General features: G+C 50.0%; 17 protein-coding genes. 9 read left to right on the forward strand and 8 right to left on the reverse strand.

What is annotated here, in order from left to right:
• The 3 genes from ACLR2L_RS10270 to ACLR2L_RS10280 all read left to right on the forward strand — a co-directional run.
• On the forward strand, window positions 1–1,156 hold a 1,156-nt coding region (locus tag ACLR2L_RS10270), incomplete at its 5' end, for an amidohydrolase (RefSeq protein ID WP_413367967.1).
• A complete protein-coding gene (locus tag ACLR2L_RS10275) occupies window positions 1,153–2,424 on the forward strand; it encodes an amidohydrolase family protein (RefSeq protein ID WP_413367969.1) in 1,272 nt (423 codons plus the stop codon). The genes ACLR2L_RS10270 and ACLR2L_RS10275, both read left to right, overlap by 4 nt.
• Before the next feature lie 222 nt (window positions 2,425–2,646).
• Window positions 2,647–5,529, forward strand: a complete 2,883-nt coding sequence (locus tag ACLR2L_RS10280) for an EAL domain-containing protein (RefSeq protein ID WP_413367971.1) — start codon at window positions 2,647–2,649, stop codon at window positions 5,527–5,529.
• Window positions 5,530–5,547: 18 nt separating this feature from the next.
• Here the strand turns inward: ACLR2L_RS10280 and ACLR2L_RS10285 are convergent, their stop codons facing one another.
• Together ACLR2L_RS10285 and ACLR2L_RS10290 are read right to left on the reverse strand one after the other, a co-directional pair.
• On the reverse strand, window positions 5,548–5,736 hold the full coding sequence (locus ACLR2L_RS10285; protein ID WP_140960184.1) for a hypothetical protein: 189 nt from the start codon (window positions 5,734–5,736) through the stop codon (window positions 5,548–5,550).
• 84 nt (window positions 5,737–5,820) lie between these two features.
• Window positions 5,821–6,525 carry an arylesterase gene (locus tag ACLR2L_RS10290; RefSeq protein ID WP_413367973.1) on the reverse strand — a complete coding sequence of 235 codons (705 nt, stop codon included), beginning with the start codon at window positions 6,523–6,525 and terminating at the stop codon, window positions 5,821–5,823.
• Between the two features lie 18 nt (window positions 6,526–6,543).
• Between ACLR2L_RS10290 and ACLR2L_RS10295 the strand changes: the two genes are divergently transcribed.
• Both ACLR2L_RS10295 and ACLR2L_RS10300 read left to right on the forward strand, forming a co-directional pair.
• Complete coding sequence (locus ACLR2L_RS10295) at window positions 6,544–7,260, forward strand: ABC transporter ATP-binding protein (protein ID WP_413367975.1); 717 nt, start codon at window positions 6,544–6,546, stop codon at window positions 7,258–7,260.
• Window positions 7,260–9,779, forward strand: coding sequence for an ABC transporter permease (locus ACLR2L_RS10300; RefSeq protein ID WP_413367977.1), 2,520 nt, complete (start codon window positions 7,260–7,262; stop codon window positions 9,777–9,779). The genes ACLR2L_RS10295 and ACLR2L_RS10300 overlap by 1 nt, the downstream gene beginning before the upstream one ends.
• A 36-nt stretch (window positions 9,780–9,815) precedes the next feature.
• Here the strand turns inward: ACLR2L_RS10300 and ACLR2L_RS10305 are convergent, their stop codons facing one another.
• Window positions 9,816–10,646 carry an SDR family oxidoreductase gene (locus ACLR2L_RS10305; RefSeq protein WP_413367979.1) on the reverse strand — a complete coding sequence of 277 codons (831 nt, stop codon included), beginning with the start codon at window positions 10,644–10,646 and terminating at the stop codon, window positions 9,816–9,818.
• A gap of 151 nt (window positions 10,647–10,797) precedes the next feature.
• Between ACLR2L_RS10305 and ACLR2L_RS10310 the strand changes: the two genes are divergently transcribed.
• A complete protein-coding gene (locus tag ACLR2L_RS10310; protein ID WP_140960176.1) occupies window positions 10,798–11,163 on the forward strand; it encodes a winged helix-turn-helix transcriptional regulator in 366 nt (121 codons plus the stop codon).
• Between the two features lie 17 nt (window positions 11,164–11,180).
• On the opposite strand, the gene ACLR2L_RS10315 is transcribed toward ACLR2L_RS10310, so the two are convergent.
• Genes ACLR2L_RS10315 through ACLR2L_RS10335 form a run of 5 tightly spaced genes read right to left on the reverse strand, consistent with a single transcriptional unit; the run spans window position 11,181 to window position 16,029 of the window.
• On the reverse strand, window positions 11,181–12,104 hold the full coding sequence (locus tag ACLR2L_RS10315) for a sugar phosphate isomerase/epimerase family protein (protein ID WP_413367981.1): 924 nt from the start codon (window positions 12,102–12,104) through the stop codon (window positions 11,181–11,183).
• 2 nt (window positions 12,105–12,106) lie between these two features.
• Complete coding sequence (locus ACLR2L_RS10320) at window positions 12,107–13,078, reverse strand: sugar phosphate isomerase/epimerase family protein (protein WP_413367983.1); 972 nt, start codon at window positions 13,076–13,078, stop codon at window positions 12,107–12,109.
• Between the two features lie 54 nt (window positions 13,079–13,132).
• The gene (locus tag ACLR2L_RS10325) at window positions 13,133–13,903 is read right to left on the reverse strand and encodes a TIM barrel protein (protein WP_413367985.1); all 771 of its coding nucleotides are present in this window, start codon (window positions 13,901–13,903) and stop codon (window positions 13,133–13,135) included.
• A gap of 11 nt (window positions 13,904–13,914) precedes the next feature.
• Window positions 13,915–14,691 (reverse strand): TIM barrel protein, encoded by a 777-nt coding sequence (locus tag ACLR2L_RS10330; RefSeq protein ID WP_413367987.1) that lies wholly within the window; start codon window positions 14,689–14,691, stop codon window positions 13,915–13,917.
• Between the two features lie 12 nt (window positions 14,692–14,703).
• Window positions 14,704–16,029 carry an MFS transporter gene (locus ACLR2L_RS10335; RefSeq protein ID WP_413367989.1) on the reverse strand — a complete coding sequence of 442 codons (1,326 nt, stop codon included), beginning with the start codon at window positions 16,027–16,029 and terminating at the stop codon, window positions 14,704–14,706.
• Between the two features lie 351 nt (window positions 16,030–16,380).
• On the opposite strand from ACLR2L_RS10335, the gene ACLR2L_RS10340 reads away from it, so the two are divergent.
• The 3 genes from ACLR2L_RS10340 to ACLR2L_RS10350 form a co-directional block, all read left to right on the forward strand.
• Window positions 16,381–18,009 carry a family 43 glycosylhydrolase gene (locus ACLR2L_RS10340; RefSeq protein WP_413367991.1) on the forward strand — a complete coding sequence of 543 codons (1,629 nt, stop codon included), beginning with the start codon at window positions 16,381–16,383 and terminating at the stop codon, window positions 18,007–18,009.
• Complete coding sequence (locus ACLR2L_RS10345) at window positions 18,006–21,329, forward strand: glycosyl hydrolase (protein WP_413367993.1); 3,324 nt, start codon at window positions 18,006–18,008, stop codon at window positions 21,327–21,329. Before ACLR2L_RS10340 ends, ACLR2L_RS10345 begins: the two co-directional genes overlap by 4 nt.
• A 32-nt stretch (window positions 21,330–21,361) precedes the next feature.
• Window positions 21,362–22,046, forward strand: a 685-nt coding sequence (locus ACLR2L_RS10350) for a glycoside hydrolase family 3 N-terminal domain-containing protein (protein WP_413367995.1), incomplete at its 3' end; no start/stop codon positions are given.

The following is a 22,046-nucleotide window of genomic DNA, read 5'->3' on the forward strand; positions in this document are numbered from 1 at the left end:
AAACCTGTCTGTACCAGATAACGTGCAAACCATTGATGGTACTGGTAAATGGGTAACTCCCGGCATAATAGATGTACACAGCCATCTGGGCGTTTATCCCAATCCTTCAACACATTCTCATTCCGACGGTAATGAAGTGGTTAAACCCGTAACCGCAAACGTATGGGCCGAACATTCTGTATGGCCACAGGATCCGGGCTTTGGCCGGGCACTGGCTGGTGGGATCACGGCGCTACAAATTCTGCCTGGTTCTGCGAATCTGTTTGGCGGACGTTCAGTAGTACTGAAAAACGTACCGCATCGCACCATGCAAGAAATGAAGTTTCCTGATGCGCCATATGGGCTAAAAATGGCCTGCGGCGAAAATCCCAAACGCGTGTATGGTTCGCGCGGCGGCCCATCTACTCGTATGGGGAACGTAGCTGGCTATCGTCAGGCCTGGGCAGATGCTCAGGACTATCAGCGAAAGTGGGATCAATACGAGGCTGAATACGCCGCCGGTAAAGATGCCAAAGCGCCGAAACGCGATCTGAACCTGGAAACCCTGGCAGGTGTGTTGTCTGGCGATATACGCGTACATATGCATTGTTATCGCGCCGATGAAATGGCCGTTATGATGGATGTGATGAAGGAATTTGGCTACCAGATCTATTCGTTTCAACACGCCGTTGAAGCATACAAAATAGCTGACATTCTGGCCGAAAATAACGTGTGTTCGGCCATGTGGGCAGACTGGTGGGGCTTTAAAATGGAAGCCTATGACGGCATTCGCGAAAACGTGCCTATGGTGCACAAAGCGGGCGCTTGCGCCATTGTTCACTCAGACAGTGATTTAGGTATTCAGCGCCTTAATCAGGAGGCTGCCAAAGCCTGGGCGGATGGCCGTCGTGTCGGCATAGATATCCCTCAGGAGCAAGCCTGGGTTTGGCTATCTGCCAATCCGGCGAAATCATTGGGTATTTTCGATAAAACCGGCTCACTGGAAACAGGCAAAAATGCCGATGTAGTACTCTGGACGGCCAATCCGTTTTCTACCTATGCCAGGGCAGAAAAAGTGTATATCGATGGAGGGCTGGCTTACGATTTGAACGATCCACAGACCTGGCCGGTTGGTGATTTTGAATTAGGTCAGGTAGGCGAAGGAGACAGCAAATGAAAACGCTATTATTAACGGCTGCACTCCTGTCAGTAAGTGCCTCGGCCGTGGCTGAAAAAATTGCCGTTGTGGGTGGCAAGGTGTTTACCGGTACTGCCCAAGGGACTCTGGAGTCTGCAACAGTATTGATTGATAACCACAAAGTGGTGAGTGTCGCCAATGGCACTACTGTACCCGCTGGATACACGGTTATCGATGCTACCGGCAAATACGTAACGCCTGGACTGGTAGGGGCTTATACTCAGCTGGGTTTGGTTGAAGTGGGCATGTCTGCGGGTACGGTAGACAGCGCTGTTACTGCGCTGCCAGTGTCGACCACCGGGGCCGCATATGATGTAAGTTATGCAGTCAATCCCGATTCTACGTTAATGGCAGTCAGTCGGGTTGAGGGGATTACCTCTGCTGCAACCACAATCTCGAAAACCGACTACCTGTTCCACGGTCAGGGCGCGGTGATTACGCTGGGCGGTGATGCGCAACCGGTACTGAAACCCAGGGCTTTTGTAGCGGTGAATGTGGGCAATGCGGGGGTTGATGATGTCGGGGGATCACGTGCGGCGCTTTGGGTAATGCTGGAGAATGCCATTGTGGAGGCCCAGGAAGCACCTAAAACACTTTCTGCTACCACAGAGTGGCACGGCATTAACAGCCGGCTCGATGTAAAAGCCTTAAAGCCGGTATTAAATGGCGATGCACCTTTGCTTATTCATGCCGATCGCGCTGCCGATATTCGTCAGGTTATTGCCTTTAAACAGCGTCATCCAACTATTCACGTGGTGTTAGTGAAAGGCATGGAAGGCTGGCGAGTGGCCGATGAACTGGCCGCTGCAAAAATACCTGTGATCATCGACCCCGAGTTTAATCTACCTGGTGGATTTGATCAGATGGGGGCTACGTTAGCAAATGCCGCGCGACTACATAAAGCAGGCGTTACTGTGGCTATTGGCATGGAAACGCATAATATTCGTCTGGCTACTCAGCATGCGGGCAACGCCGTAGCACATGGATTGCCTCATGATGCTGCGTTAGCTGCATTAACCGTGAACCCTGCGAAAATTCTGGGGATGTCGGAAACTATTGGCAGTTTAAGCAAAGGAGCAAGAGCGGATCTGGTGATATGGAGCGGTGATCCGCTGGAAGTTACCGAAGCGGCAGAAACTGTGCTGATTAATGGTAAGGTTGTTGAACATACATCCCGTCAAATCAAACTTCAGCAGCGGTATCAGGAATTTGCTGACGCACCCAGGGCGTCGCAATACATCAGATAAGCCGTGATTGTTGATGATCATTAAGCCTGCGCCCCGCGCTATGCGGGGCGTTTTCTGTTTGTACAAATACAAACAAACGTATTAAAAATGATAATGTGATTCTTTGCCAGATCATCAAAAATACGGGCGATCTACCTTATAATGTGATTAATTTCCAAATTCCTGTTGAATAATTGCATTGGTGGTTGATACTTTAGTTGCAGTCAATTCAAAATACCGTTGATGATTATTAAAACGTTTCCTTTGCGCGCATTCGCAATTATTTCACTGCTTGCGGTCGCGTTGTCTTTACTAGCTGATTTTCTGGCTTCCAAATGGGAGCGGGAACAGCAAATTAATGATGTTACCCAACGTCTGGCTTCCTTGCGCGCCAACCTTGAATTTGAACTCTACACCAACGTTGAACTTATGCGTGGGGTTTCGGCCTACGTCGCATTAAATCCCAATCTCAGTCAAAAAGAGTTCTCTCAGTTTGTGAGTGGATTACTTGCACAACGCAACAGTATTATCAATATTGGCGGAGCAAGAGACTTTGTTGTGCGTATGATTTACCCCGTAGAAGGCAATCAAAAAGCGCTGGGTATTGATTATCGCGACATTCCCGCACAACGCGAGTCGGTTTTCAAAGCCATTGCTGTGCGCAAAACCATTCTGGATGGGCCTGTTGAACTTGTACAGGGCGGCGTTGGGCTGATTGCCAGATTACCTGTTTTTGTGGGGGATGAGACCTGGGGCGTTATCTCTGTGGTGCTGGATTACGAAAAAGTGATTGAGGGCGCGGGGTTGTCAAAAGACGCGTCACTGAATGTTGTGCTTAATAAGAGCACCGATAACGGCAATACAACAGCCATTTTTGCTAGTTCCGCTGGTGCAGGCCTTGTTGAGCCGGTTTCGTTGCCGGTTAAACTTCCTTACGGTGAATGGTTCATAGAAGCCGAGCCCGCCGATGGCTGGACAGGTACGCATTTTCACCCGATTTTTTGGTTCATAGCCACATTGCTTACGTTAATCGCGTTTTATGTTGCTCAGCTTCGTCAAAATAACCGGAGCCTGCACTTGCAATCGTTTCAGGCGTTACGGCGTTCGGAAGAAAAATTCCGGCAGTTCTTCTCTTCTCATGCTGTTGTTATGCTCATTCTGGATGAACAAGGCAATATTATTGATGCTAACGAAGCGGCTGGAAAATATTACGGTTATCCTGTCTCAGAACTGGTGTGTATGCGAATGCAGCAAATTGACCAGTCTGATGATGATACCGTAAAGGGCAACATTCAGCGGGCTTTTATGCGGGCGTCAAGCCGCTTTGTTCGCAAACATCAATTAGCCGATGGGTCGGTGAGACATATCGAAGCGTTCTCTACTCCCGTGGAAATTGCAGAGCGCCCATTTCTGTTTACGCTGATCATTGATATTACAGAAAGACTTGAATATCAGGCGCGTTGGGAGTTGAGTCAGCATGTGTTTAACCATAGCCTGGAAGGCATTATGGTAACAGATGCACACCAGCACATCGTGTCGGTAAATCCGGCATTCAGTGCAATCACCGGATATTCTGAACAGGAAATTATTGGGCAGAAGCCGAGTATATTGTCATCGGGTATTCATCCTCCTGCGTTTTTCAAAAAGATGTTTCAGGAACTGAATGCTGAGGGCTTTTGGCGCGGTGAAATTTGGAATAAGCGCAAAAGCGGCACTGTGTTTCCGGAACTGTTGAGTATCTCAGTTGTAAAAGACAACGACGAACAGATTAATTACTTTGTTGCCGTGTTTTCAGACATTACGCACATAAAACAATCGGAAGAAAAGCTCGAACGACTCGCACATTACGACTCACTCACCGGGTTGCCCAATCGCGTGCAATTTAAACTCCATTTACATCATGCGGTTTGTCGGGCTGAGCGAAACAAATCATCCTGCGCGCTGTTGTTCCTCGATTTAGACCGCTTCAAAGTGGTAAACGATTCACTGGGGCACATTGCCGGTGATGAATTACTTATCAAAGTAACAGAGCGATTGACGTCACGATTACGGCATTCCGATATTCTGGCGCGGATGGGCGGCGATGAGTTTGTTTTGCTGATTGAAGATTACCGGGAGCAATCAGAACTGGTTACGCTGGCCAGTAATCTGACACAAGAATTAAGCAAACCGTTTTACTTAAGCGACGAGCATGAAGTGAATGTGGGGGTGTCTATTGGTATCGCGCGATTCCCGCAGGATGCCAATAATGCAGATGACCTGCTGGTACGTGCTGATGCGGCCATGTATCGGTCGAAGAAAACAGGCGGGGCAAATTTTGCGTTCTACACACAGGATATTCTGGTTGAAGCCAATAATCGCTTAACCATTGCGGCAGAGTTAAAACGCGCGGTAGCAGAAAATGAGCTGGAACTGTTTCTGCAGCCACAATTCGATATTAAACATCAGCGCATCATTGGTGCAGAGGCATTGTTGCGCTGGAACCATCCGGTTAAAGGATTTTTAACTCCGGCTGACTTTATTCAAATTGCTGAGCAAACCCGGTCTATTCGCTATGTCACTAAGTGGTTAGTTAAAGAAGTCTTCTCCATTGTGGAGCGCTGGCAATCGCAAGGACACGATTTGTTTTTGTCGTTTAACGTGTCAGCCCTTGATTTATCCGACTTTGAGCTGGTAGATGCCATGAATGCCGCTGCGCGACAACATAAGGTTGACGCCAGCAGAGTTGAGCTGGAAATTGTAGAAAGTGCCATTATTGAGAATTTTCAGTCGGCCAGGAATATCCTGCAATCTCTCAGGGAGGCCGGTTTCTCTGTGGCCATTGACGACTTTGGTACGGGCTATTCGTCGTTAGCCTATCTGGATAAATTACCTATCGATAAATTGAAAATAGATCGCGAATTCACCGGCAAATTAAATACAGATACGCAAGGCGCAGTGGTGAAATCCATTATTGATCTGGCCGCTAACTTTGGCATGAGGGTAGTGGCAGAAGGTGTTGAAACACAGATGCAGGAAGCCCAGCTGCAACAACTCGGCTGTACATGGGTTCAGGGGTACTACTACAGCAAACCTATTCCTTTGGCACAATTTGAGTCAAAGTACCTGCAACACAGCCGGGTATGAGCCCCGGTTATTGCTCATTCAGGCGTAGGTATCCACATTTTGACCCACATTTCCCGTAGGCGCAGGTCTGGGTTCTGGAGCCGGTGCAGGTTCACGGCTTGCTTCTAACGAAGCCTGACGCTGAGGTTCAGGCGGCGCGGGTTGTTCGTTGCGAACCGGCGCTGGCTGAGGCGAAACCTGAGCAGAAGACGACTGGCTGATTTCCATAATATCCCCATGTATTAACTGAGTGGTAAGTAGCTTTTAACCAGTATAGTGTACCGGGCAAAATACATACAAATACGATAACCACTATTTCCCGTTTGAAAATAACAACGGCGTTAACTGTTTGTGCATAAATTCGGCAATTAACGGCTGACCTTTTTCATTGGGATGAATGCCATCGCGCTGCATCAGTTCGTCATTCAGGGCGATCTCCTGCATAAAGAAGGGAATAAGTGTAACGGCCTGTTGCGCAGCGACCTGGTCAAACGAATCTCCAAACATCTGGTTGTAACGGCGGCCGTAGTTGGTTGGAATTTCCATATCCTGTAAATACACAACGGCGCCATCGGCTTTTACCAGCTCAATCATGCTGGACAGGTTTTCCTGCAGTTTCGTTACGTTGTGTCCTTGCAGCCCATCGTTGCCACCCAGCTCGATAAGCACGTGCGTTGGCGTGTGCTGATTAAGTAGCCTTGGCAGTCTTGCCAGACCACCATCTGTCGTTTCGCCGCTAATCGCAGCATTTATCACTTCGACCCTACGATTCTCGTCGAGCCAGATATTTTGTAACAAACTAACCCAGCTTTGTGCTTGCAATAACCCATACCCGGCACTTAGGCTATCACCCAGGATCAGTAACTTAATATCTGCAGTTTGTCCGACAGACGTGTCGGTTGAGCTGTCATCTGCTGCTAACAGGTGATCTGAATACACTAACAGTGGTATTACTAGTACGAGCTTTGTTACCTGTTTGCATGACGCGATCAGGCCAATGAGAGCATTTCGAAACACGACAACGATTACTCCTGTATGATTGAAACTAAAAACATTACTAAGACCGTAACTACGAGTGAAGGTTCGTTACAGATCCTTCAGCCAATTTCATTTCAAGTCAAGCCGGGCGAGTCGATTGCCATTGTAGGGGCGTCGGGTTCCGGTAAATCTACCTTGCTCAGCCTGCTAGCAGGGCTGGATGAAGTGAGTGCGGGTGAAATCTATCTGGAAGATGCGCCACTGCATACCATGGATGAAGAACAGCGCGCGCAGTTGCGCGGTGCTAAGGTTGGATTTATCTTCCAGAGCTTTATGCTGGTGCAAAGCCTTACCGCTATAGAAAACGTAATGTTGCCGGCCGAAATAGTCGGGCTATCTGATCCCAAAAAGCGTGCGCAGGATATTTTGGAACAAGTGGGTTTAAGCCATCGCGCACATCACTATCCCAATCAGTTGTCTGGCGGTGAACAGCAGCGTGTGGCCATTGCCCGGGCGTTCATCGGAAAGCCCAAAATACTGTTTGCTGATGAGCCTACCGGTAATCTGGATGCCGCCAACAGCGAAAAAATTGAAGATTTGTTATTCGAGTTAAACCGCGAAGTGGGCACGACACTTGTGTTAGTTACCCACGACAACACGCTGGCCTCAAAATGTGACAGGCAGTTGCGCATGCAGGCGGGTGAACTTACCGAAATTACCGCACAACGCAATGTTAAGCCGTTTTTAGCCTCAGCAGGTGAAGGGAGCCGGTAATGGTGACAAATCTTGCGTGGCGGCTGTTTAAACACGAAGCCAGACGCGGCGAACTTACAATTATTTTATTTGCGATTATTTTGTCGGTGGCGGCTGTACTGTCGCTATCGTTATTCAGTGAACGATTACAAGGCGCGTTGGTAGAGCGCTCTTCTCAGTTTATTGCAGCCGACAGCCAGCTCAGGGCTGCCGATCCTATCGCACCAGAGTGGTTAACCGAAGCTAGCAATAGGGGGCTGGAAACCGCAGAACAAGTCAGTACCCGTTCTATGGCGTTTGGCGAGCAGCAAATGTCGCTGGTGGATTTGCGAGCAGTGGGTAATGGCTATCCGCTAAAAGGCGACATTAAAGTGGCAAATGAGCCATTTGGTACGCCATCGATTACACAGCAGCGCCCGGCACCGGGTGAAATCTGGATCGACTCGCGGCTATTCCAGCTACTTGACGTAAAACTTGGCGGTACCGTTTACGTAGGCGACAGTGAATTTACCGTTACCCGTGTACTCAGCGAAATTCCTGATCAGGGATTCAGTGTGTTCAATACCGACCCGATGGCGTTGATCGCGCTGGAAGATATTGAGAAAACCAACGTTACCGGCCCGGGTAGTCGGGTGGTATACAAAGCTTATTTTGCGGGTGATACCTCAGTCATCGAGAGTTATTATGACTGGTTGCGTCCGCAACTGGATGACGAGTTACATCGCTGGCAAACCGTGGGCGACGATGAATCGGCTATTGGGCGTTCGATTGCCCGAGCCGAGCGCTATTTCCTGCTGGCCAGCCTGTTGGCGATAGTGTTGGCGGCAGTGGCAATTGCAGTGGCTGCGCAGCGTTACAGTCAGCGTCATTTTGATCCGGTTGCTATTTTTAAAACCCTGGGGGCCAGCAAACAACTCATCCGCAGAGTCTATATTCTGCAGGTGATGTTCATAACGGTATTAGGCATTGTCATCGGCATCATTGCGGGTGTGATCATTCAGCAACTGGTGGTTACTGCCCTTGCCGGACAGATTGATGTTTCGCTGGATGTCTGGCATTGGCGACCGGTGTTTATTGCCGTGCTTACTGGTACCATTTGTGCGGTTTTGTTCTCACTTTATCCACTTTTAAGACTGTTCTCTGTACCGCCACTGCGCGTATTACGCCGCGACATGGGCGCTAGCATGAGTTCAAAAGGGCTGCAATTTGGCGTGTCTGGTGGTGCTATTTTCCTGTTAATGTGGGTATACAGTCGCGATATTGAAATCAGCGCCATCCTGTTTGCATCTGGTGCATTGTTAGTAGGCGCACTGGTACTGGTAACCTTTGGTTTGATTGCTCTTGGTCGTAAGCTTGGTAATGGCAGTATGGGCGCATGGCAATTGGCCTGGGCACGAATTCGCCGCCGCGCAATGGACAACAGTGTTCAGCTAATCAGCTTTTCTATCACGATTATGCTGTTGCTGGTGGTGTTAGTGATGCGCAACGATATGGTTGCCCAGTGGCGTGCGCAGTTACCGGAAAATACTCCAAACTACTTCCTAATTAATATCACCGAACAGCAAAAGCCGGCTTTAGAACAGCACTTTGCTGATAATGGCGTGAATATTGAGGCGTTTTACCCGGTTATACGTGGTCGCTTTGTGGCGGTGAATGACGAGCGTGTGAATACCGAAGTGACCAAAGAAGAGGATCCAGAAGCGACGGAAGGGCGCAGAGGATTAGGGCGCGAGGCCAATTTAACCTGGAGCGATGTGCTACAGCACGAAAACAAAGTGGTGCAAGGTAGCTGGCATGCCAACTGGACACCTGAAGGGGAATCGCCTCTGTATCCTGTATCAGTGGAACAAGGTGTGGCCGAACGATTAAAAATTGCCTTAGGCGACACTCTCACATTCAACGTGGGTAGTGAAATTGTGGTCACCAAAGTAACCAGTATTCGCGAAGTAAACTGGCAAACCATGCAACCCAATTTCTTCTTTGTTATTCACCCGTCAGCAATGCAGGAGTTTAGCGCTACTTACATCACCAGCTTCCATTTAGATAGCGAACGCAAGTCAGAAATAACCGCGCTGATGCAGCCCTTTGCGTCTGTCACTATGTTCGATGTGGATGCCCGGATTAATCAGGTACGCGAAATTATCGACCAGGTGTCACTGGCGGTAGAGTTTATTTTGGTATTGGTACTGGTGGCAGGTTCATTGGTGTTGTTTGCCCAGGTGCAGGCCAGTATGGATGAGCGACAGCAAGAGCTTGCCATTCTGCGTACATTGGGAGCGAAAGGCACACTAATTCGCTTCAGTGTGATCAACGAGTTTTTGATCATTGGCACCGTAGCCGGTTTAATGGCCGCCATGGCCAACGAATTCAGTTTGTATATGTTGCAAAGCCGGGTATTTGATATGGAGGCCACTATGCACTGGGAGTATTGGGTTATTGCACCTACTGTTGGTGCGCTTGTAGTGGGGATCCTGGGGGCAGTGGGTTGTTACCGGTTGCTGGCACTCAATACTGGCCAGTTACTGCGGAAAATGGTGTAAAAAAATGAAAGGGAGCATGTTGCTCCCTTTGCTTTGTTAGAATCGGCCGGCGTTGGTTGCCAGATAATCCGCTAATCGTCTGGGCTGGTGCCCGGTTAATTGTAAAACATCGCCGCTGATGGCTGCTGTATAACCTGCTGCCACCGGCTCAAAAATCGCCGCCAGAAAATGCGCGTAATCAGCAGGTACACCCACGTTAATGAGTCCATTTGTGAAGGCCGCTGCACTATTGGCAACGTAAGTAACCGGTTTATCAATGGCATCGCTGATTAACTTAATGGCCTCGGCATAACTTAATGCCTCGCCTCCGGTAAGGTTAAACGCCTTGCCATCAAAACGATCATTGGTGAGGGCGGCTACCGCACTGTCGGCAATATCCCGTGCATCAATAAAGCTGGTTTGCGCATCGCCCGCAGGCAGTGCCAATTCACCGTGCTGAATACCGGCCAGCCAGAATGAATGAAAGTTATCCATAAACCAGTTAGGACGCAGGATCACATAAGGTGTGCCACTGACTTCAAGCGCCAGTTCCACCTTGCGATAAGGAATGCTGTCATCGGCATCCACGCCAAACACGCTTTGAAAAACGACCTTTACGCCATGTTCAGCAGCCAGAGCGACCACAGGTAGCAGCTTTGCCTCTATATCCACATAGCCGGTAGGCAGCATCACATAAGCCACATCAACGGCGCTAAACAGTGTATCGAATGACGCTGGTGAGTCATAGTCCACCGCCACACCGGTTACTCCTTCTACGGCTTTGCCTGAACGGCTGGCAGCAAAAACAGTGTGGCCTGCGGCCACTAACGCGGGAACAATATGTTGACCAACGGTGCCATTGGCACCCAAAACAGCAATCTTTTTCATAATAAATCTCCAGATTTAACAATGTATGTAAACTAAATGGTATTTGGTATCTTTTGGAAACCTTGTAAATAATATAAACCTGTGAGAGAGTAAGCGGAAGAAGGCACTTTTTTGTGACAAAGTTACCTGTGGGTAACCGTTGGAGTAGGTTATGCAGCATCCCTTTGATGTATATGAAGATAAATGTCCGACCCGGGCGGTGTTAAATCGCATTGCCGATAAATGGTCGTTATTGGTACTGGATTGCCTGCAACATGAGCCGATGCGGTTTAATCAGTTGCGCAAAATAATTAAGGGCGTGTCTCAAAAGGTGCTGTCGCAAACCCTTAAAAAGCTCGAACGCGATGGCCTGGTGTCGCGCAAGGCATTTGCTACGGTGCCGGTTACGGTTGAGTACGCGCTCACCCCGCTTGGCAGCACCTTAACCGATGCCGTAGCAGGATTGGCGCACTGGGCAGAGCGCCACATGGATGATGTGTTTGCTGCGCAACAGGCCTACGACATTAAGCAGGCCTGATTGCGTCATTGAAGGTGTTAGCGGTATATCGGGTTTAATTCTTTATCAATGTAATACCTGCACATGGCCATAGATGCCAGGTAGTCGGGTGAACCGTCGGTTTCCAGTGTGATCCAGCCCTTGTACTGATGCTTTTTAAGCAGTTCGTAAAGTGCGGGGAAGTCCAGTACGCCCTGGCCTAATTCCCAGAACCAGCGTTTGCCGTCGTCCTGAATTTCCGGATCGCGGGAAAATCGAATACTGTCAGGTTGATTAATGTCGGCCGTGTCTTTTAAATGGAATCCACTGATACGCTCGGCATAGGTATCGTAGAAATCCAGTAAGTCCTCACCCATAATCGAAATTTGTGCGGTATCAATACAATAGTGAACAAAGCGCGGGTCGGTTAACTCAATGAATTCGCGGTGATCACTTAAGTTAATGCCACAGAAGAACTCGTTGTGTAATCCCAGTTTAATGCCATGATCCGTGGCATAACGGCCTATCTCGTTCATCACCTTCGCGCATTGAGCTACTTCTTCCCTGGATAGCGGGCCAATGCCGCAGTAGTTGTCGGTTGGGCAGGTGTTCATTTGCGTGCCACCAAAACCGGCAATCGTATCTACCGCTTGTTTTCCTGCCTGCAAGACTTCATCAAACTTGGCTTTGTCATGGCTGGCGTGGGCACCGTGAAACATACCGGTAATAGCAACGCCACGCTCTTGAGCAAACTGTCTGAATGCGTCTGCCGAGCCAAACAAGGGTAAAATGTCAGCCAGATCCCAGGGGGCGACTTCGATACCGTCAAAGCCCAGAGCTTTTTGATATTTCAGCAGGTTATCCCAGTCGCTGTAGTAAGCGGTATTGGATTTATCCTGATAGTAAAAATCGCGAAAATTAGCAATAGACTTGTACGGAATATTCTTCCAGTGATTCATATAGGCATAACGAATATTCTGCATGATCAGGCTCCGGTTAACTGGGTGGCAAGTTGGTTTACAAAACGGCGGTTGCGCAACAGGGCGCGCATTGGGTCGCGAGTCTGGTGGTTACACAAACTCACTTGTCCGTTGTAGCCTGCCTGTTGCAGCGATTGCATTGCCTGAGTAAGTGGCACTTCACCACAACCCACATCACTGAAAACCTGAGTGGCCTGCGCGGGTGGGAATGCCGGATTGGCGGCGTGCCTGAACGACGCACAGTCGTTTAATTGGGTGTCAGCTAGCTGGATGTAACTGATACGTGCAGCATTATCGGCAATAAAGGCGGTGGTATCAGCGCCAGCAAGTTGCAAGTGCGCAGTGTTAAGGGCAATGCCCACGTGGTTGTCGGATTCGGCAACTAAATGGGTGAGTGTTTCAAGCGACAACAAACTCCAGTATTCAGGGCGTAAGGCCAGCTTCACGCCAGCGGCCTGGGCTTTGCTGGCGAGATTGCTAATAAGCTCGCGGGTCTGCTCAATAAAAGAGGCGTCATCTACATTCAGATTGGGATGGTAATGCTGTAATCGGCCAGCATAGGCTGTGGGTGATAGCACCAGGCATTCCGCTTCCAGTTCCCCTGCAAATTCAATGGCCTGACTGGCAAAGTGGCCACTGGCGCCAAAATAGAAGCCAAGCTGGTTGTTGCGCACAAACAAATTGGCGTCAAAACTGATGGCGCTTACCGCGTCAATACCGGCATCGGCAAGAAAAGCTTTGTACTGTTTGGCATCGCCATATTTGGTATTAATGGAATACTGGGTCATGGGCACGCCGCTGCGGCCACCAAATTGCCACACGGGCTCATAGGGAATTTCAATGCGGTTAAAGCCGGCTGCGGCGATCAGCGTGTACAGTTCTTCCCAGTAGTACTTTGATTCATAACGATTGCGGTTAGGCTCTGAATAATGACGGTTGATCATATCCAGGCTAATAGCATAGTGAAATGCAGACATAATGTTGTCCTGTGTTGTTCTGTATTAGCCCGGCGACACTGCGCCGGGTTGAGATTACTGAGTGAGCGAGCGAATGTAAGACAGCGCTTCAACCGTGCTGGCTTTCGTGGGGTAGCACTCTACGCCGATGGGGCCGCTGTAGCCGGTATTGCTTATCTGCTTCAGCAGTTCCGGCCAGTTAAGCTCGCCAGCACCCGGCTCGCCGCGCCCCGGAAAGTCAGCTATCTGGATATGGCCAATTTGCCCGGCAATGGTATGCAGCGTTGACACCACGTCCTCGTTTTCAGCCGCAGAGTGATAAAGGTCGTAAAGTACTTTGACTTCAGGACGGTTAAGCTTGTTGGCAATATAAAAGGTATCTGAGGTATTACTAAAAAACACCCCTGGATGATCCACCCGGGTATTTACCGCTTCGAGCAGCAAGGTAAGTCCTTTTTCTTTGGCAATATCGGCCGCTTTATCTATGGCTTCACACACAATATCCAGTGAGGCCGCGCGCGGTAAAAAAGGCGCGCCTGTACCAGAGCCGCACACCAGGTGTTTGCAGCCTAAGGCAATGGCTTGCTCGGCGGTGGCCCTTACATTTGCCAGAAATTGCTCGTGGGTATCACGCAGTACCAGCATGGTACGCGGATCAACTAACATACTTTGCAAGGTGACATTATGAGTTGAAAGCGCGTTAGCTACGGCTTGCAGGTCGCGCCCTTCCATGGAAAAAATCTCAACGTGAGTGATGCCCGCCTGCGCTGCCGCTTCGATGCGATCTTCCAGTTTATCGCCGGCTTCTTTAAACATATATTCAAGGTTACTTGAGAGTGTAAACATACTTATATTCCTCATTCCGAAATAGCTAACGTCGCGCGACTTGTGCGAATGGCTTCACGGGTGGTTAGGTCGTTAAGTTTATATTCCAGCCCAACCCAGCCGTCGTATTGTTCAGTTTCCAGCATGTGCACAACTGCTGGCCAGTTCACACTGCCAGTACCTGGTGCGCCGCGCCCTGGCATATCGGCTACCTGGATATGTGCCACCCACTGGGTACGACCCGCAATAATGGTTTCAATGTCTTCGCCCATCACTATGGAATGATAGGCGTCGTACAGTAAGCGCAGGTTAGGGCTGTTAACTGCCTCAACCAGATCCAGCCCGACTTTGTTGCTGTCGAGGTACATGCCGGGGTGATCGACCCGGGTATTAATGGGCTCCAGCAACAAGGTAACGCCAGTTCGCTCACCAATTTCTGCCGCCAGTTTGAGGGCGCGCAGGGCAAACTCAAAGTGCTGTTCCGGGCTGGTGTCAGGCAGTAAAAATCCCGAGGCGATGATCATTTGTTTACAGTTAAGTTCGTTTGCCACAGCGGCTGACTCGGTTACCGCAGTAACAAATTCATCCAGTTGTGATTCATCTACAATGCTGCGGCGGGGATCAACACAAAAGCTGGTAAGGGTAATACCGGTTTTATTAAGCGCCTTTTTAATCTCGGCGATGGGTTTATCTCGCCATAAGTGGAATTCCACACCAGCCAGGCCAGCTTCTTTTGCCTTGTAAATGCGCTCGGCAAAATCGTTTGTTTCGTCTTCGAATAACCATTCGATGCACGCGGTGAGTTTCATGATGTCTCCTGTTTAACGGTGCGTGTTAGATAATAATGTTGATGCGGGGTAGCACTGAATAAGCACGCCTTGCAGGGCAAAAATGACAAGGGGCAAGGCGTAGTAAACCAGTGATATAGCCTGCGCGGCAGAGTCTGATACCGCAGAAGGATCGTAATTTCCCCAGGCCAGGGCGTAGGCAACGCCCGCGGTACCAAAAGCCATACCAATTTTTATGGCCAGCGATACGCCAGCGGCCAGTAAGCCTTCCTGACGGGTACCAAACCAGTGCTGATGAAAGTCCACGGCTTCAGAGGCCATGGCGTAAATAGAGGTCATGGTGATACTGATAAACAGTGACGACGCCACATACAAGGTAATGAAAACGGCTGGCTGCTGTTCAAAGAAAGGCAGTGCGGCGTAGCAAATAAACCCGGCAATTAATGCCCAGGTATCGGCTTTTACGATGCCAAAGCGGTTTAACAGGGGGCGGGCCAGAAAAGCCCCAACCAGCAAAGTGCCCGACAAGGTGGGCAGTAACACAGAAATCATCCACGGCTGCTTAAGCACATTAATCGCAAAATAAGGCGTGACCGACAGCAGTGCGCCAAAGCGAATAAAATTAAGCAATGCAAAACCCGAAGCCACATTCCAGGCGCGGTTTTTAAACATTTTAAGCACATCGGTTTTAATGTTGAGCGCTTCGGTAGGCGGGGCGGGCACTCTTTCTTTACACAGAGCAAAGCAGTAAAGCAGTAATACCGTGGCCGCTATGCTGGTAATAATCCCCATCACAAAAAAACCGTGAGCCTGATCGCCATTACCAAAGTAGGCAACGCCCGGCATAAAGAGTGCAGTAACCACAATAACGCCCAGCGACGTAGCCACAGAGCGGGCCGCGCTTAAGTCGATGCGGTCTTTACTGTGGTTACTCATCATCGGCAGCATGGCGCTGTAAGGAATGGTGATCACCGACAACAACAAACCCAGTACAAAATATGTGATCAGCGCATAGTAAAAACGCGCATCGCTGCCAATATCAGGCACGTAGAAGGTGAGTACACCGAAAACACCAAATGGCAGCGCGCCGAATAACAAATAGGGCCGGGCGCGGCCCCAGCGCGACAGGGTGCGATCGACAGCCAGCCCAATGCCCACATCAAAAAAGGCATCAACAATACGGGAAACAAAGAATAATGTGCCAATGGCGGCAGCAGGCAACAGTGCCACATCGGTATAAAACAGTAGTGCGAAGGCGCTTACGGCATTCCACACCAAACTGGCTGATACATCACCTAAACCGTAGGCAATCACTTCACGACGGGGTAAGCAGGATTCACGCTTCTTTTCAGAACACATAACTAGGCACCTTGGGTGCGCTATTTTATGTCCTGGCGCTTATGCAGACGAGTCACTAACGACCGTAAAATTGGCCCAGGCGACTGTTTGGTTATAAAAATGTAAATTTAATTGGTTTTTTGATTCTAATCTGAATGTGTGTCATTTCGCAACATATTGTTTAATAAAAATCATCTGTAATTCATTAAATTCTATTTAAAATTAAAAAAAATCATCAAAAAACATAAATTTACCGTATTTAAAACTGAAGGGGTATTAATCTTTTATCTAGAAGTTATCTACATTATTGATTGTTAATTCATTGTAATAAATAATAGTATTCTTGTTCTATTATTATTGTCGGAGAACACAATGAGTGTAAATCGCAGGCAGTTTTTGGCACTGTCAGGGGGGCTGGTGGCGGGTGCTTCCATGGCCTCGGAAACAGTGAGAAAGGTAAATCCCAAAAACTGGGCGATAAGCGCAGAAGGGCACCGCCGGGCAGATTTACAAAACGGGACGTTTCTCAACCCGGTATTGGCTGGCGATTACCCTGATCCCACTATTTTAAAAGATGGTGACGATTATTACATGACCCACTCATCCTTTGATGCCGCGCCGGGTATTTTAATCTGGCACTCCAAGGATTTGGTGAATTGGCAGCCGGTAGGGCCTGCGCTCGCCAAACCGCTGGGCATTGTGTTCGCCATGGATTTGGTAAAACACAACGGCCGTTATTACATCTATATTCCGTTTATGAAAGCGCCGTGGTCACCGCCTCTCAAGAGCTTCGCCAATATTATGGTGATCCATGCTGACAACATTGAAGGGCCATGGAGTGAGCCGGTGGATTTAAACATTGGCGGTTATATTGACCCTGGCCACATAGTAGGCGAAGACGGTAAGCGGTATTTGTTTTTGTCGGGTGTTAAGCGCATTCAACTGAGCGATGATGGTCTTTCTACTGTCGGTGAGGTTCACCATGCCTACGACGGCTGGCAGTATCCTGATGAATGGATCACCGAAGCCTATGCGCTGGAAGGCCCCAAGCTGTTTAAACGTAACGACTACTTTTATCTGGTGTCGGCAGTAGGCGGCACGGCGGGGCCTGCCACCGGGCACATGGTGATTGTTGCGCGCTCTACGTCTGTTCAAGGTCCATGGGAAAACTGCCCGCACAATCCTATTGTGCGTACCGAAAGTGAGCAGGAATACTGGTGGTCACGCGGCCACGCCACTATGGTACCTGGCCCGGAAGGCAATCCCAATAAGTGGTACATGGTATACCACGGCTACGAAAACGGGTATCGCTCTTTAGGCCGACAAACGCTGATTGAACCTATGACCTGGGATGAAAACGACTGGCCCGTGGCATTAGGCGGCGATCTATCTGCTCCTTTACCGTTACCGTTGGCCGCAGGTACAACGTCTCGCCCCCACGGTTTCTCCCATGCTGATGATTTCAGTGAATTATTATTAGGAACCCGCTGGGTGTTTTTCGGTGCCAGTGCCAACGAGCAACAGCGCCTTTCTTTGAATAACAAAACCCTGACTCTTGAGGCCTCGGGCTCGTCACCCGCCGACAGTGCGCCATTGGTGCAAACCGTGGGCGATCACGCCTACGAAATTTCTGTAGTAGTGGATATCGATGTTGATACTGAAGCGGGGTTATTGCTGTTTTACAATAGTCGCTTATTTATTGGTATGGGCCACAGCAAGCAGGGCATGGTGACTTACCGGGGCGGAAAGTCGAGCCACTGGCGAGAGCGTGCGCCTACCACCAACACGTTGCATCTGAAAATTGTGAATGATCGCCATATCGTTAGCTTTTATTACAGTACCGATGGTATTGACTGGCAACGTCACGGATTACGCAGCGAGGTGTCTGGCTATAATGTCAATACCGTGGATGATCTACAAGGGCTCAAGCCCGCTTTGTTTGCCTGTGGCAAGGGACAGGCACGTTTTCGTGACTTCCGATACAAAGGGTTACCTTCATGAAGCGTATTGCCTTAAGTGTTTTGCTGATCCTTGCGGGTTGTTCAGACGAGCCACCGGCATCAATCGCGCTACAAAACAACACGTCGATTAAGCCATCCGTTACAACAAATCCCGATGTGCGCGCACAGTTTGCCGCACCGCCTAAAGAATATGGCCCCCATGCCTGGTGGCACTGGATGAACGGCGACGTGGATCCAGAGCAGGCGGTGGCCGATTTAACCTGGCTATCTGAACAAGGTATCGCAGGCGTACAGTTATTTGATGCAGGGATGGGCCCAGCGCCAGACAAACCGCTAACTTTTGGCAGCGATGCCTGGCGCGATGCGGTTAAGCTAAGTGCGGGCACAGCCCAATCGCTTGGTATGGACTTTGTGATCACTACGTCACCGGGTTGGAGCGCTACCGGTGGGCCATGGGTAACCCAAGAGCAGGCCATGAAAAAATGGGTGTGGTCTGTTACCACCGTAAAAGGCGGGCAAACACTCAATATTACCTTACCGCCATTGCCCGCCCATGCCGGGCCTTATCAGGATATTCCGCTGGCCGCGATGGGGCATGGCGGTCATGAGCAAGCCGACTTTGCCAAAGACGTAAAAGTGCTGGCGTATCCGATACCAGAATCGCCAGCTATTCAATTAACCACACCAACGCACCCTGAATTAACTTCGTTGTTAGCGGACGGTGCCTTTTGGCCCGCTACAAGTATTCAAACTGACGCAAGCGGCAATGTGGCGCTGGTTTTTGACAGTGGCAGCCTACAAACAAGCTATGGCGTAACCCTGGGCTTACCAGGCGCCAGAGGCTTTGGCTCGCCGAACCCGCCGGTGGCACGCTGGTATGTATGTGAAGACAAGCAAGCCTGCCGTTGTGAGTTATTAAGTGAATTACCTGCAACCCGGGCACTCACTCGAACGGCCGCATATCCTGCGGTAACTGCGCAGTATTTTAAACTGCAACTGGTACGCGACACAGCCCCTGGCTTTATCGACACATTGGGCTATGCGCCCGGCGCCAGCAAATTGCCATTTCCTGCCCATGCCAGCCATTACGCTATTTCAGAAGTGCAGTTGCATCACCGGGCAGTTATCCATTCTGCCGAAGAAAAAGCAGGTTTTGCCGCCGCATCGCGTTATTACTCTCTTGCAGCACCTGTTAGCAGCGAAGCAGGCATTCAGCCTGACAGCGTGATCGATTTAACGTCTAAAGTTAACTCAGCCGGTGAATTACAATGGCAGGTGCCTGAGGGTAACTGGCAGATTATGCGATTGGGCTATGGTCTTACCGGCCATGAAAATGGCCCGGCGCAAAGCAACGCTACCGGTCTGGAAGTGGATAAGCTGGATGCCGCTTTAGTGCGTGAGTATCTGGATAGCTATTTTGCGTATTACCAAAATGACAAGGGTGAATTTTTCCCCGGGATCACGGGTATTTTGAGTGATTCTATTGAGTCCGGGCCACAAAATGCCAGTGCAGCAATGCTCGATGAGTTAAGTGCGGTGTTGCACTACGATCCGGTAGCGTTTTTACCGGCGCTGAGCGGCGAGGTAGTGGGAACTGCCGAAGAAACTGACAAATTCCTGTATGACCTGCGCCGATATGTGTCCGACACCTTAACGCAGGCGCATTATGGCACTATCGCTGATTATGCCAGCGAGCACGGGTTAACCTATTACACCGAAGCACTGGAAGATCATCGTCCTCAACTGGGTAACGATTTGGATATTCGCTTGGCAGGCGGCATTCCAATGGGCGCATTCTGGTATGTTGAGCCGGGTAAATCGCCTAAACCTACCTATATTGCCGACATTAAAGGCGCGGCGTCAGTGGCAGCGTTAAAAGGGTCCAACATTGTGGCTGTGGAGGCCATGACGACCTTTGGTCACCCATGGGCCGTCGGGCCAAAAGAGCTAAAACGCGCGGCGGATTTGGCTTTTGTGCACGGCGGCAACCGCCTGATGCTGCACAGCTCGGTGCACCAAAGTGACGGCGTTAATTACACGCCGGGTAAACCCATGATGCCGTTACTGGGGCATTATTTTAACCGCAACAATACCTGGGCGGGCATGGCTAAGCCCTGGATTGAATATTTAACCCGCACGCAGTACCTGCTGCAACAAGGCCATCCCAGCGCCTCATTGGGTTATTTTATTGGCGATGAAGCGCCGGTTACCTCCCTGTTTGGTGAAACTCAGCCTCAGGTACCTCAAGGCTACGATTATGATTACTTATCACCTGCCGGACTAGCCTTGTTAACGGTAACGCCGGAAGGCAAGTTACGCACCCGGCAAGGCACTGAGTACGCATTTTTATTCCTGGGCGGCGATTCAGAATTCCTCACCTTTAATTCACTAAAAGCCATCGAGCGTCTCGCTACATCCGGCGCAATCATCGTTGGACAACCACCCAAAGACAGTCCGTCGCTCAATGACTCCCCGGATGACGTAGCTGCACTGATTGGCCGCATCTGGTCATTGCCGAATACGCTTGCACTCACCTCTATCAGCGAAGCCATTGAGGCGCTGAACCTGTCAGCACAATACCAAATCACAAGCGCTAAGCCAGACTCGGTATTGGTGGAAAGCCGTTCGCTTGAACAAGGCGAGCTGTTGTTTGTGGTGAATACTCATTCTCAAGCACAGCACATGTCGGTTTCACTACCTGATAAAGCAACGGGTGAGAATTCAACGGTATGGCAACTCGATGCGGTAACCGGCGAGCAGCGCGTGTTAGAACAGGTGAACGGTGGGGTAAGTTTTGCACTTGAGGCCCACGATTCCACATTCCTGTTGTTTGAAAGCTATGGCAATGGCAGTGGCGTAAGTAATGATTCACCAACACAGACTGCTTCCCACTGGCAGCAAAATTTAACCGGTCCATGGCAGTTAAGTGGCGATGAGCGTTACGGCACAGTACCAGCTCTCTCACTTGCCGCGCTTACGCCCGTTTCTGAACTGGACGACATCGGCTGGCAGGGATACAGCGGCATTGCGCACTATCAGAGTGATTTTACCGTAAACCAGCAATGCGCCGGGGGTCTGTATTTACAGGCCGATAGCGTGGGCGACCTGGCCGAAGTGTTAGTGAATGGCAAGCAAGCCGGGTATGTGTGGACACCGCCTTATCGCATCAACATCAGCGGTTTTATTCAGGCCGGTAACAATCAATTGCAAATAAACGTAGCGAATTACTGGGCCAACCGCTTGATTGCCCAGGCTAATCAGCAGCAAAGCGAGCCTGGGTTTGCGCCCAATGTGTATCAGCAAGGAACAGCGCCGAGGATGGCTGGCCTTGCAGGCAATATCAAACTTGAATGTCAGTAGTGGCGTTATCAGTCAAAATACAGGAAAAGAGTGTGAAGAAGACAACTGAACTACATGTAGATCGCCGACAATTTCTCAAGGGCTCGGTTGCCACTGCCATCGTAGCCTCAATCGCCGGATGCGCATCACAGGTGCAAGGGCAGCAAGACAGTTATCTAATGAGCCTGATCGCCAAAATGACCCTGGCCGAAAAAGCCGGGCAACTGCATATGGATGGGGTGCTGTCTCCTAAAATGGTGCAGCCTAATTTTCAGAAGATCAATCCGTTCACGCCTAACTTTACCCCGGAACAGGCCGCCGGATTACTCGCGGCCCAGCAGGCACAGATCCGCAGCGGGCAAATGGGCATGATGACATCGCCGGAAGACATTGACTCGGTAGTGTATGCGCAAACCACCGCCGTAAAAGAAACCCGCTTAAAAATCCCGCTCATATTTGGTGCCGATATTATTCATGGTCACCATACCATTTATCCCATTCCACTGGCCGAGGCTGCCAGTTTTGAACCCGAACTGGCCGAGCGAACAGCCCGTGCCTGTGCCGTAGAGGCAACTACCAATCTGGGTATCGATGTAACCTATGCGCCTATGGTGGATATTGCCCGCGACCAGCGCTGGGGCAGGGTAATGGAAGGGGCAGGAGAAGATGTTTTACTTGGGTCGCGATTTGCAGCTGCCCGGGTAAAAGGTTTTCAGGGTAAAGGCTTAACCGATCCCA

Source organism: Alteromonas sp. AMM-1 (assembly GCF_047290655.1).
GTDB classification, from domain to species: Bacteria; Pseudomonadota; Gammaproteobacteria; order Enterobacterales; family Alteromonadaceae; genus Alteromonas; species Alteromonas mangrovi.

Bases quoted from the DNA above. Each gene is read 5' to 3' on its own strand.
- ACLR2L_RS10280 (WP_413367971.1), top strand. From the start codon at position 2,647: ATGATTATTAAAACGTTTCCTTTGCGCGCATTCGCAATTATTTCACTG.
- ACLR2L_RS10310 (WP_140960176.1), top strand. From the start codon at position 10,798: ATGCAGCATCCCTTTGATGTATATGAAGATAAATGTCCGACCCGGGCG.
- ACLR2L_RS10340 (WP_413367991.1), top strand. From the start codon at position 16,381: ATGAGTGTAAATCGCAGGCAGTTTTTGGCACTGTCAGGGGGGCTGGTG.
- ACLR2L_RS10325 (WP_413367985.1), bottom strand. From the start codon at position 13,903: ATGTTTACACTCTCAAGTAACCTTGAATATATGTTTAAAGAAGCCGGC.
- ACLR2L_RS10320 (WP_413367983.1), bottom strand. From the start codon at position 13,078: ATGTCTGCATTTCACTATGCTATTAGCCTGGATATGATCAACCGTCAT.
- ACLR2L_RS10345 (WP_413367993.1), top strand. From the start codon at position 18,006: ATGAAGCGTATTGCCTTAAGTGTTTTGCTGATCCTTGCGGGTTGTTCA.
- ACLR2L_RS10330 (WP_413367987.1), bottom strand. From the start codon at position 14,691: ATGAAACTCACCGCGTGCATCGAATGGTTATTCGAAGACGAAACAAAC.
- ACLR2L_RS10275 (WP_413367969.1), top strand. From the start codon at position 1,153: ATGAAAACGCTATTATTAACGGCTGCACTCCTGTCAGTAAGTGCCTCG.
- ACLR2L_RS10295 (WP_413367975.1), top strand. From the start codon at position 6,544: ATGATTGAAACTAAAAACATTACTAAGACCGTAACTACGAGTGAAGGT.
- ACLR2L_RS10305 (WP_413367979.1), bottom strand. From the start codon at position 10,646: ATGAAAAAGATTGCTGTTTTGGGTGCCAATGGCACCGTTGGTCAACAT.
- ACLR2L_RS10300 (WP_413367977.1), top strand. From the start codon at position 7,260: ATGGTGACAAATCTTGCGTGGCGGCTGTTTAAACACGAAGCCAGACGC.
- ACLR2L_RS10335 (WP_413367989.1), bottom strand. From the start codon at position 16,029: ATGTGTTCTGAAAAGAAGCGTGAATCCTGCTTACCCCGTCGTGAAGTG.
- ACLR2L_RS10315 (WP_413367981.1), bottom strand. From the start codon at position 12,104: ATGCAGAATATTCGTTATGCCTATATGAATCACTGGAAGAATATTCCG.
- ACLR2L_RS10285 (WP_140960184.1), bottom strand. From the start codon at position 5,736: ATGGAAATCAGCCAGTCGTCTTCTGCTCAGGTTTCGCCTCAGCCAGCG.